This window comes from Variovorax sp. AC103 (assembly GCF_979254005.1).
Map to the genome: position 1 here is coordinate 94,491 of NZ_CEEDFC010000027.1, position 11,916 is coordinate 106,406.

Annotated in this window: 12 protein-coding genes and 1 riboswitch; of the genes, 10 read left to right on the top strand and 2 right to left on the bottom strand. The window is 68.7% G+C overall.

Going from position 1 to position 11,916, the window contains the following annotated elements:
- Window positions 1-5: 5 nt before the first annotated feature.
- From AC0IYU_RS30280 to arsC, 6 genes are all read left to right on the top strand, one after another.
- Window positions 6-1,214: a dihydrodipicolinate synthase family protein gene (locus AC0IYU_RS30280; RefSeq protein WP_472124892.1), complete on the top strand. Its 1,209-nt coding sequence runs from the start codon at window positions 6-8 to the stop codon at window positions 1,212-1,214.
- Window positions 1,215-1,223: 9 nt separating this feature from the next.
- Window positions 1,224-2,102, top strand: a complete 879-nt coding sequence (locus tag AC0IYU_RS30285; RefSeq protein WP_472124895.1) for a sugar phosphate isomerase/epimerase family protein — start codon at window positions 1,224-1,226, stop codon at window positions 2,100-2,102.
- A gap of 84 nt (window positions 2,103-2,186) precedes the next feature.
- Complete coding sequence (locus AC0IYU_RS30290) at window positions 2,187-3,278, top strand: DNA glycosylase AlkZ-like family protein (protein WP_472124897.1); 1,092 nt, start codon at window positions 2,187-2,189, stop codon at window positions 3,276-3,278.
- A 310-nt stretch (window positions 3,279-3,588) separates the two neighbouring features.
- Window positions 3,589-5,739: a TonB-dependent siderophore receptor gene (locus tag AC0IYU_RS30295; protein WP_472124899.1), complete on the top strand. Its 2,151-nt coding sequence runs from the start codon at window positions 3,589-3,591 to the stop codon at window positions 5,737-5,739.
- 98 nt (window positions 5,740-5,837) lie between these two features.
- A riboswitch (FMN riboswitch) is annotated at window positions 5,838-6,006 on the top strand.
- A 99-nt stretch (window positions 6,007-6,105) separates the two neighbouring features.
- Complete coding sequence (locus tag AC0IYU_RS30300) at window positions 6,106-6,618, top strand: 6,7-dimethyl-8-ribityllumazine synthase (protein ID WP_472124902.1); 513 nt, start codon at window positions 6,106-6,108, stop codon at window positions 6,616-6,618.
- A 36-nt stretch (window positions 6,619-6,654) separates the two neighbouring features.
- The gene (gene arsC / locus AC0IYU_RS30305; protein ID WP_472124905.1) at window positions 6,655-7,035 is read left to right on the top strand and encodes an arsenate reductase (glutaredoxin); all 381 of its coding nucleotides are present in this window, start codon (window positions 6,655-6,657) and stop codon (window positions 7,033-7,035) included.
- Between the two features lie 4 nt (window positions 7,036-7,039).
- Here arsC and queG read toward each other — a convergent pair whose 3' ends face one another.
- A complete protein-coding gene (gene queG, locus AC0IYU_RS30310; protein WP_472124908.1) occupies window positions 7,040-8,113 on the bottom strand; it encodes a tRNA epoxyqueuosine(34) reductase QueG in 1,074 nt (357 codons plus the stop codon).
- Between queG and tsaE the strand changes: the two genes are divergently transcribed.
- The 3 genes from tsaE to AC0IYU_RS30325 all read left to right on the top strand — a co-directional run bounded on the left by tsaE (window position 8,099) and on the right by AC0IYU_RS30325 (window position 10,559).
- Entirely contained in the window at window positions 8,099-8,605 is a 507-nt protein-coding gene (tsaE, locus tag AC0IYU_RS30315; protein WP_472124910.1) for a tRNA (adenosine(37)-N6)-threonylcarbamoyltransferase complex ATPase subunit type 1 TsaE, read from the top strand. The genes queG and tsaE overlap by 15 nt on opposite strands.
- Window positions 8,602-10,122, top strand: a complete 1,521-nt coding sequence (locus AC0IYU_RS30320; protein ID WP_472124912.1) for an N-acetylmuramoyl-L-alanine amidase — start codon at window positions 8,602-8,604, stop codon at window positions 10,120-10,122. Before tsaE ends, AC0IYU_RS30320 begins: the two co-directional genes overlap by 4 nt.
- 152 nt (window positions 10,123-10,274) lie before the next feature.
- A complete protein-coding gene (locus AC0IYU_RS30325) occupies window positions 10,275-10,559 on the top strand; it encodes a glycine zipper domain-containing protein (RefSeq protein ID WP_435436650.1) in 285 nt (94 codons plus the stop codon).
- Between the two features lie 67 nt (window positions 10,560-10,626).
- Here the strand turns inward: AC0IYU_RS30325 and AC0IYU_RS30330 are convergent, their stop codons facing one another.
- Window positions 10,627-11,289: a DedA family protein gene (locus AC0IYU_RS30330; protein WP_472124914.1), complete on the bottom strand. Its 663-nt coding sequence runs from the start codon at window positions 11,287-11,289 to the stop codon at window positions 10,627-10,629.
- Window positions 11,290-11,336: 47 nt separating this feature from the next.
- On the opposite strand from AC0IYU_RS30330, the gene AC0IYU_RS30335 reads away from it, so the two are divergent.
- Window positions 11,337-11,834, top strand: coding sequence for a GNAT family N-acetyltransferase (locus AC0IYU_RS30335; protein WP_472124917.1), 498 nt, complete (start codon window positions 11,337-11,339; stop codon window positions 11,832-11,834).
- Window positions 11,835-11,916 lie beyond the last annotated feature (82 nt).

Here is an 11,916-nt window from a genome sequence, read left to right on the forward strand (position 1 = left end):
TGGCCATGGCGCTTTCGCTCATCCTCCCCACCGCCGGCGGCACGCTGGCGCCTTACACCCTGCGCGGCACCGTGCCGGTGAAGCCTGCTGCGGGCGTGAAGTTCGACCGCATCGCCTACTCGGCCGCGCACGTCGTGGCCGATCCGCTCGCGGCCATCGACCCGTGGCTGCAATGCGCGATCGACTGGGACACCACCATCGCCTACCGCCGCCACCTGTTCTCGCTGGGCATGGGCGTTGCCGAGGCCATGGACACCGCGCAGCGCGGCATGGGCCTGGACTGGCCCACGTCGCTCGAACTGATCCGCCGCTCGCTCGATGCGGCCAGCGACGTACCCGGCGCGCTCGTCGCCTCGGGCTGCGGCACCGACCACCTGGACATCGACGGCGTGAAGAGCGTCGACGATGTGATCCGCGGCTACGAAGAACAGATGGCCGCGATCGAGAAGCTCGGCGGCAAGCTGATCGTGATGGCCAGCCGCGCGCTGGCCCGCGTGGCGAAGAGCCCGGCGGACTACGAGCGGGTGTACGACCGCATCCTGGGCCAGGCCAAGCAGCCGGTGGTGCTGCACTGGCTGGGCGACATGTTCGACCCGGCGCTGGCAGGCTACTGGGGCACCAAGGACGTCGATGCGGCCATGGACACGGCGCTGGGCATCATCGCGGCGCACCCCGACAAGGTCGACGGCATCAAGATCTCGCTGCTCGACAAGGACAAGGAAATTGCGATGCGCCGGCGCCTGCCCGCTACCGGAGGGGCCGATGGCCGTGGTGTTCGCATGTACACGGGCGACGATTTCAACTATGCCGAGCTCATCGCGGGGGACGGCTTCGGAAGCGAACCGACGCACGGCAAGAGCGATGCGCTGCTGGGCATCTTCGACGCCATCGCGCCCGCAGCCAGCGCCGCACTGGGCGCGCTGTCCCAGGGCGACACCGAGAAGTTCCACGCCATCCTCGGCCCGACGGTGCCGCTGTCGCGCCACATTTTTGCCGCGCCCACGCGCTTCTACAAGACCGGCGTGGTGTTCATGGCCTGGCTCAACGGCCACCAGAAGCACTTCACGATGGTGGGCGGCCAGCAGAGCACGCGTTCGCTGCAGCACTTCGCGGAGTTGTTCCGCCTGGCCGACGCGGCCAACCTGCTGGAGCAGCCCGAACTTTCGGTGCGGCGCATGAAGACGCTGCTGGCCCTGCACGGCGTGGAAGGTTGAAGCCGCCCCATGCGCGATTTTTCGAAAGACCACGACTGGCTGTCGATCAACACCGCCACGGTGCGCAAGCAACTGGGCGCCGAGGTGCCGCTGGACCGCATCATCGACCAGTGCGCCGAGCGCGGCATCCGTGCGATCAGCCCGTGGCGCGACCAGGTGGCGGCCGTCGGGCTCGACAAGGTGGCGAAGCAACTGAAGGCGCACGGCATCGGCCTGTCGGGCTACTGCCGCGGCGGCTTCTTTCCGGCGCCCGATGCGGCGGGCCTGAAGGCCGCGCTCGACGACAACCGCCGCGCCATCGACGAGGCCAAGACACTCGATGCGCCCTGCCTCGTGCTGGTGGTGGGCGCGCTGCCCGGCGCGCTGGAGGGCAAGGCCGCATACACGGACATCGGCCGTGCGCGCAACGAGGTGCGCGACGGCATTGCCGCGTCCCTCGAGTACGCCCGCGAGGTCGGGATGCCGCTGGCCATCGAGCCCCTGCACCCGATGCAGGCGGCAGACCGCGCGTGCATCAACACGCTGGAACACGCGCTCGACCTGTGCGACGAACTCGATGCGGGCAAGAGCGGCATGCTGGGCGTGGCGCTGGACGTCTACCACGTGTGGTGGGACCCGAAGCTGCGGCAGCAGATTGCCCGCGCGGGCCGGGAGCGCCTGCTGGCCTACCACGTGTGCGACTGGCTCACGCCCACGCGCGACCTGCTGAGTGACCGCGGGATGATGGGCGACGGCGTGGTCGAGCTGAAGAAGATCCGCGGGTGGGTCGAGGACGCAGGCTTCTCCGGCTTCAGCGAGGTCGAGATTTTTTCCAACCTCGACTGGTGGCAGCGGCCTGGCGGCGAAACGCTCGACGTTTGCATCGAGCGGCACACGGTGGCTGTCTAGCACCTGATGCGGGTCGCGCCGCCCTGAACGAGCTCTCCACCGAGCACGAAGCGCAAAGCAGCCGCATATGCTGCAATCCGCCCCATGGCTGACCCGACCCTCGACGACCTGCGCCGCTACGCCGTGGCGCGGACCCTCTTCAAACCCACCACGCTGCCCGCAGCGATCCGCCAGCTCGGCTTTGTCCAGGCCGATCCCATCCGCGCCCCCGCGCGTGCGCAAGACCTGACCTTGCGCCACCGCGTGAAGGACTACCGCGCGGGCGACCTGGAAAGCCGCTACGCGCGCCTTGCCGTCGAGGAAGACTGTCTCGTCAACTACGGCTTCCTGCCGCGCGAACATCTGGCGCTGATGCATCCGCGCGAAGCCAGGCAGGCCTGGGACGCCGGCACCCGCCGCAAGGCCGCCGACGTGCTGGCCTACGTGCAGGAACACGGCCCCGTGCACCCGCGCCAGGTCGAGCAGCATTTCGCGCACGGCCGGGTCAAGAACTACTGGGGCGGCTCGAGCAACGCGACCACCCACCTGCTCGACGGCATGCACTACCGCGGCATGCTGCGCGTGGTGCGGCGCGACAGCGGCACGCGCGTGTACGCGGCCGTCGCGCACCTGCCCGCCGACGACAGCCCCGCCGGCCGCGCGCTGCGTGCCGCCGCGCTCATTGCACTGGTGGTGCGCAAGTACGCGCCGCTGCCGGCCGCAAGCCTCACCTACCTCGTGCGCCTGCTCGGCTACGGCGCGCCGCACCTGTCGGCGCAGACACAGGCGGCCCTGCGCATCGCGCGGGACGAACTCGCCAGCTGCCGCATCGACGGCACCACCTGGTACTGGCCCGCCGGCGAGAACCCGGCCTCGCGCCGCCATGCCCCCGACGACGCGGTGCGCCTGCTCGCGCCCTTCGATCCGGTGGTGTGGGACCGCCGTCGCTTCGAGCTGCTGTGGGGCTGGACGTACAAGTTCGAGGCCTACACGCCCGCGCCGAAGCGCCAGTTCGGCTACTACGCGCTGCCGCTGCTGTGGCACGACCGCGTGATCGGCTGGGCCAACGTCACGGCGCCCGGCGGGCAGGTGCAGCCCGACTTCGGCTACGTCGACAAGAAGCCGCGCGACGCGGCCTTTCGCGCGGCGCTGGACGACGAGCTGCAGCGCATGACGCAGTTCCTTTCGGGACGCTGAAGCGCTTCTATAATTCCGCCGCTCAGCCAGCCGCCCGCCACGGGCGCGCCAGCCGTCTTCGAAGGAACGAAGACCGCAGCCGCAACGGCTGCCCCGACGACGCACAGACACACAAACACCATCGGCCGCCGGCATCCGGCGCGCGGCCGGGTGCGCTCGCACGGACCGAACCGAACCCGAGAAGCCATGGCACGCCCCGACGCGCGCCGCAGCCACTCCCCCTTCACGCAGGACACAGGAGAAGCTGCACATGACATCCAGGATCCGTCGCCCGAATTGGCGCCTTTCACCCCTTTCACCCCTTTCACGCATGTCGCACGGCCGCCGCGCCACGCTCGCCGCCACCGCCGTGGCGCTGAGCGCGGCCGTGCCCGCCTACGCCGAGGACAAGGACGAAGCCAACGAGCCCCGCAGGGCGTTGCCCACCGTCACCGTCTCGGGCGATTCGGGCGAGACCGCGACCGGCCCGGTGACCGGCTTCGTCGCCAGGCGCGGCGGCACCGCCACCAAGACCGACACGCCGCTGATCGAGACGCCGCAAGCCATCTCGGTCATCACGCGCGACCAGATGGAGGCCCAGGGGGCGCTCACGCTGCGCGAAACCACCAACTACACGGCCGGCGTGGTGTCGAGCTACTTCGACAGCCGGGTCGATTCGTTCAAGGTGCGCGGCGGCGATGCGGTGCAATACCTCGACGGCCTGCAGCGCACCTACGGCACCTACAACTCGACCAAGGTCGATCCGTACCTGCTCGAGCGCGTCGAACTGCTGCGCGGCCCCTCGTCGGTGCTCTACGGGCAAGGGGGCATCGGCGGCGTGCTCAACCTGGTGTCGAAGCGGCCGCAAGCGGAGGCACAGCGCGAAGTGCAGGTGCAGCTGGGCAACCACGACCGCAAGCAGGTGGCAGCCGACTTCACCGGCCCGCTCGATACCGAAGGCAAGTGGCTCTACCGCCTGGTGGCCGTGAACCGCGACAGCGGCACGCAGGTCGACCACGTGTCGGACGACCGCATCCTGGTGGCGCCGTCGCTCACCTGGCGACCGAGCACCGACACCTCGCTCACGCTGCAGGCGTCGTACCAGAAGGACAAGAGCGGCTCGCTGATCGGCTTCTTTCCCTGGCAGGGCACGCTGCAGCCATCGCTCTACGGGCAGATTCCCACCTCGACCTTCACCGGCGAGCCGGGCTTCGACCGCTACGACTCGCGCAACACCTCGCTGGGCTACCTGTTCAGCCACCGCATCGACGACACCTGGACGGTGCGGCAGAACCTGCGCTCGACCGAAAGCAAGGTCTGGTACGACACCTCGTACACCAGCTTCACGGCCAACCGCCTCACGGGCCGGCCCGCGCGGCCGGTGTTCAACATCGACCAGCGCACCATCGAGCGCGACCTGAGCTCCACCATCAGCGGCGGCAAGATGCTGCTGGTCGACAACCAGGCCGAAGCGCATTTCAAGACCGGTGCGGCCGAGCACACGCTGCTGGTCGGCGCGGACTTCCAGCGCAACCAGACCTCGCAGCTCACCGGCCGTGGCCGCGCGGGCGCGCTCGACGTGTATGCGCCGGTGTACGGCAACTACACGCCGCCCGCCGTCCTCACGCGCCAGCCCGCCGTGGTGCAGAAGCAGGTGGGTATCTACGCACAGGACCAGGTGAAGTACGGCAGATGGATCGGCTTGCTGGGCCTGCGCCACGACAAGGCCGACACCGACACCGAAGGCCGCCCCGCGGCCGCGGTCGACGACAAGGCCACGACCAAGCGCGCGGGCCTGGTCTACCTGGCCGACGGCGGCTGGGCGCCGTACCTGAGCTATGCGGAGTCGTTCCTGCCGCTGGGCGGCGTCGACCTGAACAACACGCCCTTCAAGCCGCAGCGCGGCAAGCAGTGGGAGGCCGGCATCAAGTGGGAGCCCGAAGGCCAGCGCACCTCGTTCATGGCCGCGGTGTACGACCTGCGCGACACCAACCGCAAGACCACCGATCCGACCAACCCGCTCAACAGCGTGCAGCTCGGCGAGGTGCACGTGAAGGGCCTGGAGCTGGAGTACAAGGGCAGCATCGCGCGCGACTGGGACTGGATCGCCTCGTACGCCTACACCGACGCGCGCGTCTCGCGCAGCAACGGGGCCGACCTGGGCAAGCGCCTGTCGGGCGTGCCGAAGCATGCGGCCTCGGCCTGGGTGATGCGTCGCTTCTCGATCGGCGGTGTGCCCGGCTTTTCGCTGGGCGGCGGCGTGCGCTACCTGGGCGAATCGTGGGACGGCACGGACGCCCTGCGCACGCCGTCGGTCACGCTGTTCGACGCGATGCTCGCCTGGGACAACGGCCCGCTGCGCCTGTCGCTGAACGTCGGCAACCTGACGGACAAGGTGCAGATCACCACCTGCCTCACGCGCGGCGACTGCTTCTACGGACAGCGCCGTAACGTGACCGGGGCCGCCACGTATCGCTTCTGAAGAAAATCCCCGTGCGCCTGAAGGTCTGGCGCGCGGGCGACAACCGGGCCCTGCGCCGGACTTCTAGAATCGCGCGGTCGTCCGGTTCGCCGGGTGGCAAGCGTTCTCAGGGCGGGGTGCAATTCCCCACCGGCGGTGATGGTGGATCTTCCGAAAGGAGGCCGCACAAGCCCGCGAGCGCCTGGAGCTTGCAACAAGCCCCAGGGTCAGCAGATTTCGGTGAGATTCCGAAGCCGACGGTCACAGTCCGGATGAAAGAGAGCGCGAAATGCGGGCATGCCCGCGCGCCTCGCATTTGCGGGCGCGCGGGCGGGCCTGTGGTTTCGTGCGCCCTGATTCAGGAAACCTGCTTTCTAGAGGCACACCATGAGTCAGATCAACGACCTTCCCCTTTCCGCAGTGACGGCATCGGGCTCCCCGCGCGGCACGCGCATCGCCTTCGTCGAGGCCCAGTGGCACGCCGACATCGTCCACCAGGCCCGCGACGCCTTCCTTGCCGAGATGGACCGGCTCGGCGTGGCACGCGAGCGCATCGACATCTTCGACGTGCCGGGCGCCTTCGAGATTCCGCTGCATGCCAAGCGGCTCGCCAACTCCGGCAAGTACGCGGCCATCGTCGCCTGCGCGCTGGTGGTGGACGGCGGCATCTACCGCCACGAGTTCGTGGCGAGCACGGTGGTCAGCACGCTGATGTCGCTGCAGCTGGAGACCGACGTGCCGATCTTCTCGGCCGTGCTCACGCCGCACCACTTCCACGAGCACGTGGAGCACCGCAAGTACTTCCACCGCCACTTCGCCATCAAGGGCACCGAAGTGGCCGAGGCCTGCTTCCGCACGCTGGAAGCCCTGAACAAGGTCGACGCGCTGCTGGCGGCGTGACAGCGGCGGATTGCGCGTTTTTTCGATGATTCCGCCATGACCGCACGCTCCCCCACCACCGCCTACCCGATGACGATCTTCCACAAGCCCAACTGCAGCACCTCGCGCAACGTGCTGTCGTTGATCCGCGAAAGCGGCGTGGAGCCCGAGATCGTGCTGTACCTGGAAACGCCGCCCTCGAAGAAGAAGCTGCGTGAACTCGCCAAGGCCATGGGCATGGGCCCGCGCGACCTGCTGCGCACGAAAGAAGCGCCCTACGCGGAATTGAAGCTGGCCGACGAGACATTGACCGACGACCAGTTGTTCGACGCCATCGTCGCGCACCCGATCCTGCTGCAGCGCCCCATCGTGGTGTCGCCGCGCGGCACGCTGATGTGCCGCCCGTGGGAACGCGTGCGCGAGATCCTGCCCGCCTGAGTATTCAGTTGCCGGCCTGCTGCGCCAGGCCCCAGGCCACGTGCTCGCGCACAAGCTCGCTGTCGTGCGAGGCCCGTGTCGCGAGTGCTTCTTGCGCCCCGCCCTCGCCCGCTCTGGCCGCATTGCCCAACGCCACCGCGATGTTGCGCAGCCAGCGTTCATGCCCGATGCGGCGGATCGGGCTGCCCTCGGTGCGGCGCAGGAAGTCTTCTTCGGTCCAGGCGAACAGCTCGGCCAGCGTGCGGCCGGTGAGCCCTTCGCGGGCATCGAAATCGGGCAGCGTGCTTTTTTTCGCGAACTTGTTCCAGGGGCAGATCAGCTGGCAGTCGTCGCAGCCGTAGATGCGGTTGCCCATCAGCGGGCGCAGCTCGGCCGGAATCGGTCCGCCGTGCTCGATGGTGAGGTACGAGATGCAGCGCCGCGCATCGAGCCGCCGCGGCGCGACGATGGCCTGCGTCGGGCACACGTCGATGCAGGCACTGCAGCTGCCGCAGTGCGCGGTGACGGGCTCGCTCGGGGGCAGTTCCATGTCGACGTAGATCTCGCCCAGGAAGAACATCGAGCCCGCGTCGCGGTCGAGTACCAGCGTGTGCTTGCCGCGCCAGCCCTGCCCGCTGCGCGAGGCCAGCTCGGCTTCGAGCACCGGGGCCGAGTCGGTGAAGGCGCGGTGGCCGAACGGGCCCACCTCTTCGGCGATGCGCTCGGCCAGCCTGGCGAGCCGGTTGCGCAGCACCTTGTGATAGTCGCGGCCCCGCGCATAGACCGACACGATGGCCTCGCCGGGGCGCGTGAGCCGGTCGAACTCGACGGCCTGCCATTCGGGCGAGGTGTCGCGCGGCAGGTAGTCCATGCGCGCGGTGATCACGCTCACCGTGCCCGGCACCAGCTCGGCCGGGCGGGCGCGCCGCGTGCCGTGCGTTGCCATGTATTGCATCTCGCCGTGGAACCCATGGGCCAGCCATTGCATCAGACCGTCCTCGGCGCTCGATAGATCGACGCCCGCGATTCCGATTTGGGAGAATCCGAGATCCCGGGCCAAGGCCTGAATACGAACAACGAGTGGATGGCTGACGATCACTTGCCGATTGTAGAAACGCAAACGAGCACCCGCACCCTGCGCTGGCGCAGCGAAGACGACACCGACGCCTTCGCGCGCGCACTCGCGGGCTCGCCTGCGGTGCGCGACGCGTTCATCGCGCTGCACGGCGACCTGGGCGCGGGCAAGACGACTTTCGTACGCCATCTGCTGCGCGCGCTGGGCATCGCGGGGCGCATCAAGAGCCCCACCTATGCCGTGGTGGAGCCGCACGAGGCGCCCGACGGCCTGCAGATCTTCCATTTCGACTTCTACCGCTTCGCCGACCCGCGCGAATGGGACGACGCGGGCTTTCGCGACATCTTCGCGGGCCCCGGGCTCAAGCTGGCCGAATGGCCGGACAACGCCGCGGGCCGTACCCCACCTGCCGACCTCGCTATTAAAATAGAAGCAATGACTGACGACACACGCAGCGTGACCCTCCTCGCGAACACCCCTCGCGGCCGCGATCTGCTGGCGCGCATCGCCGCATGAAGGCGGGCGGCCTGAAACGGCGCGTGCTGCTGCAAGGCGGCAGCATCGCGCTGATGCTCGGCGTGCACCAGATCGCACGCGGCGCCTCCATCCTCGCCGTGCGGGTGTGGCCCGCCGCCGACTACACCCGCGTGACCATCGAGTCCGATGCGCGCCTCAATTCGCAGCAGCTCGTGGTGGGCAGCCCGCCGCGGCTCGCGGTGGACATCGAAGGCATCGACCTCAACCCCGAACTGCGCGAGCTGGTCGGCAAGATCAAGCCGGGCGACCCGTTCATCAACGGCCTGCGCGTCGGGCAGAACGCACCGAAGGTGGTGCGCATCGTGTTCGACCTGAAGCAGGCCGTGGTGCCGCAGGTGTTCTCGCTCGCGCCCGTGGCCGCGTACAAGCACCGGCTGGTGCTCGACCTGTACCCCGAGCAGGCCGTCGACCCGATGGAAGCGCTGATCGCCGAGCGGCTGCGCGACGCGCCCCGTACGGCAGGCAGTTCAACGGGGAGCTCCACAGGCAGCTCGGCCATGGCCGGCGAGGCCCCCACGCCCGCACCGCCGCCTCCGCCCGGCGTGCCGGTGCGCCCCGCGCCCCCCGCCGGCGACGCGCTGGGCGACCTGATCGCGCAGCAAGCCATGCGTCCCGGTCCTCCCGCGCCGCCGCCGCCGGTGGTGGCCGGCGCCGACCGGCCCGGCCCACCGCCGGTGCTCGTGGCACCGCCGCCCGTCAGGCCCCTGCCGCCGCCGATGCCGCCGGCTGTGGCGGCGGCCCGAGGCGGCACCGCCACCGCGAGCCGCACCGACCGAATCATCATCGTGGCGCTCGACCCCGGCCACGGCGGCGAAGACCCCGGTGCCATCGGCCCGGCGGGCACGCGCGAGAAAGACATCGTGCTGCAGGTGGCGTTCCGCCTGCGCGACCGCATCAATGCGAGCAGCGTCAACGGCAACCCGATGCGCGCCTTTCTCACGCGCGACGCCGACTTCTTCGTGCCGCTGGGCGTGCGCGTGCAGAAGGCCCGCCGCGTGCAGGCCGACCTGTTCGTGAGCATCCATGCCGACGCCTTCACCACGCCAGCCGCACGCGGCGCGAGCGTGTTCGCGCTGAGCCAGAGCGGCGCGTCGAGCAGCGCGGCGCGCTGGATGGCCAACAAGGAGAACGACGCCGACAAGGTGGGCGGCGTGAATGTCGGCGGCCACGAGGCGCAGGTGCAGCGCGCGCTGCTCGACATGAGCACCACCGCGCAGATCAACGACAGCCTGAAGCTGGGCGGCGCCATGCTCGGCGAAATCAAGGGCATCGGTGCGCGGCTGCACAAGGGCCAGGTCGAGCAGGCCGGCTTCGCGGTGCTGAAGGCGCCGGACATTCCCAGCGTGCTGGTGGAAACCGCGTTCATCAGCAACCCGGAAGAAGAGGCCAACCTGCGCCGCGTCGACTACCAGGAAAGCCTGTCCGACGCGCTGATGCGCGGCATCCAGCGGTACTTCTCGCAGAACCCGCCGCTGGCCCGCAGCCGCCAGCTCTGACCCAGGCGCCTGCCTTGCGAACTCGAGGCAGGCCCTGCTGTCCCACGGCTGCCGGCCTGTGACACCGCACAGGCAGGCGCGGCAGGCTCCTACACGGCGACAACAGGGGCGTTGGCCATGATTGACCCATCACTCTTCGAAAGGTGGACATCATGAACACACGTCTCTGGATCGCTGCAGCCGCAGCCACTTCGGTCATGACGATTGCAGGCTGTGCAAGCGGCCCCAACCAGAACCTCGGTACTGGCGTCGGTGCAGTGGGCGGTGCGCTGGTGGGCAACGCCATCGGCGGCAACACGGCCGCCACCGTGGGTGGCGCTGCCATCGGCGGCATCATCGGCAACCAGGTCGGCCGCAATGCCGACGAGCGCAACTACAACCGCCAGCGCTATCCGCAAGGCAGCGGCTACTACCCGAGCAACGGCCCGAACTACTGATCGCCAGCCGGCTTGAACGAAAAAACGCGCCCTCGGCGCGTTTTTTTATGGTGGAGAAGAAAGAAGATCAGGCTTGGGCGGCCGCACGCGCTTTCTCGGCCTTCGACGCGCGCCATGCACCGAAGATGGCCAGCAGGCCCGGAATGAAGATCAGCGCCCAGATCATCTTGTCCAGGTGCTGGCGCACGAGCGGCAAATTGCCGAAGAAGTAGCCGGCCGTTGCAATGCCCAGCACCCAGATCAGCGCACCCACCACATTGAACATGGTGAACTTGGCGCGGCCCATTTCGGCCACGCCTGCCACGAAGGGCGCGAAGGTGCGAATGAACGGCATGAAGCGCGCCAGCACGATGGTGATGCCGCCATAGCGTTCGTAGAAGGCATGGGCCTGGTCGAAGGCCTTGCGGTTGAAGAAGCGCGAGTTCTCCCACTGGAAGACCTTGGGCCCGAAGAAGCGGCCGATGGAGTAGTTGCACTGGTCGCCCAGGATGGCCGCCGCAATCAGGATGCCGCAGGCCAGCGGGAAGCTCATGAGCCCCGCGCCGCACAGCGCGCCCACGATGAAGAGCAGCGAGTCACCGGGCAGAAACGGCATGACGACCGCCCCGGTTTCCACAAAGACGATGAGGAACAGCAACGCGTAGACCCAGGGGCCGTAGGCAATGACGAAGGCCTCAAGGTGTTTGTCGACGTGCAGGATGAAGTCGACGAGAAAGCTGATGATTTCCATGGGCGCGGATTATCCTTGTTGCAATCGAACGCTCCCTGAATCACCCCATGCTGCACATTCGCCTTGCCCTCGATGCGGACTGGCCCGCACTCTGGTCGTTCCTCGAGCCCACCTTCCGCCGCGGCGACACCTACACCTTTGCGACCGACGTCACCGAGGCCGAGGTGCGCCACGCGTGGATGACCTTGCCCGCCGCAACCTTCGTGGCCTGCGACGACCAGGGCGCGGTGCTGGGCACGTACGTGATCAAGCCCAACCAGCCGGGCCACGGCGCGCATGTGAGCAACTGCGGCTACGTGGTGTCGGAGGCAGCGCGCGGGCTGGGCGTGGCGTCGGCGTTGTGCGAACACTCGCAGCAGGAGGCGGTGCGCATGGGCTTTCGCGCGATGCAGTTCAACTTCGTGGTGTCGACCAACGAAGGCGCGGTGCGGCTGTGGCGCAAGCTGGGCTTTGCCGTCGTGGGCACGCTGCCCGGTGCGTTCCGGCACCCGCAGCGCGGGTTCGTGGATGCGTTCGTCATGTTCAAGCAGTTGCTGCCGCACTGAATCGTGCGCGCGGGTGTGGCAAAGAACAGCTCGCGCACCTCGACCGTGGTGCCGGCAGCACGCGCCACCGGCCGCAGCTCAC

What these genes read in the sequence shown, in the direction of transcription:
- AC0IYU_RS30280 (WP_472124892.1), top strand. Translation starts at nt 6, where the DNA reads ATGGCGCTTTCGCTCATCCTCCCCACCGCCGGCGGCACGCTGGCGCCT.
- AC0IYU_RS30285 (WP_472124895.1), top strand. Translation starts at nt 1,224, where the DNA reads ATGCGCGATTTTTCGAAAGACCACGACTGGCTGTCGATCAACACCGCC.
- AC0IYU_RS30290 (WP_472124897.1), top strand. Translation starts at nt 2,187, where the DNA reads ATGGCTGACCCGACCCTCGACGACCTGCGCCGCTACGCCGTGGCGCGG.
- AC0IYU_RS30295 (WP_472124899.1), top strand. Translation starts at nt 3,589, where the DNA reads ATGTCGCACGGCCGCCGCGCCACGCTCGCCGCCACCGCCGTGGCGCTG.
- AC0IYU_RS30300 (WP_472124902.1), top strand. Translation starts at nt 6,106, where the DNA reads ATGAGTCAGATCAACGACCTTCCCCTTTCCGCAGTGACGGCATCGGGC.
- arsC (WP_472124905.1), top strand. Translation starts at nt 6,655, where the DNA reads ATGACCGCACGCTCCCCCACCACCGCCTACCCGATGACGATCTTCCAC.
- tsaE (WP_472124910.1), top strand. Translation starts at nt 8,099, where the DNA reads ATGGCTGACGATCACTTGCCGATTGTAGAAACGCAAACGAGCACCCGC.
- AC0IYU_RS30320 (WP_472124912.1), top strand. Translation starts at nt 8,602, where the DNA reads ATGAAGGCGGGCGGCCTGAAACGGCGCGTGCTGCTGCAAGGCGGCAGC.
- AC0IYU_RS30325 (WP_435436650.1), top strand. Translation starts at nt 10,275, where the DNA reads ATGAACACACGTCTCTGGATCGCTGCAGCCGCAGCCACTTCGGTCATG.
- AC0IYU_RS30330 (WP_472124914.1), bottom strand. Translation starts at nt 11,289, where the DNA reads ATGGAAATCATCAGCTTTCTCGTCGACTTCATCCTGCACGTCGACAAA.
- AC0IYU_RS30335 (WP_472124917.1), top strand. Translation starts at nt 11,337, where the DNA reads ATGCTGCACATTCGCCTTGCCCTCGATGCGGACTGGCCCGCACTCTGG.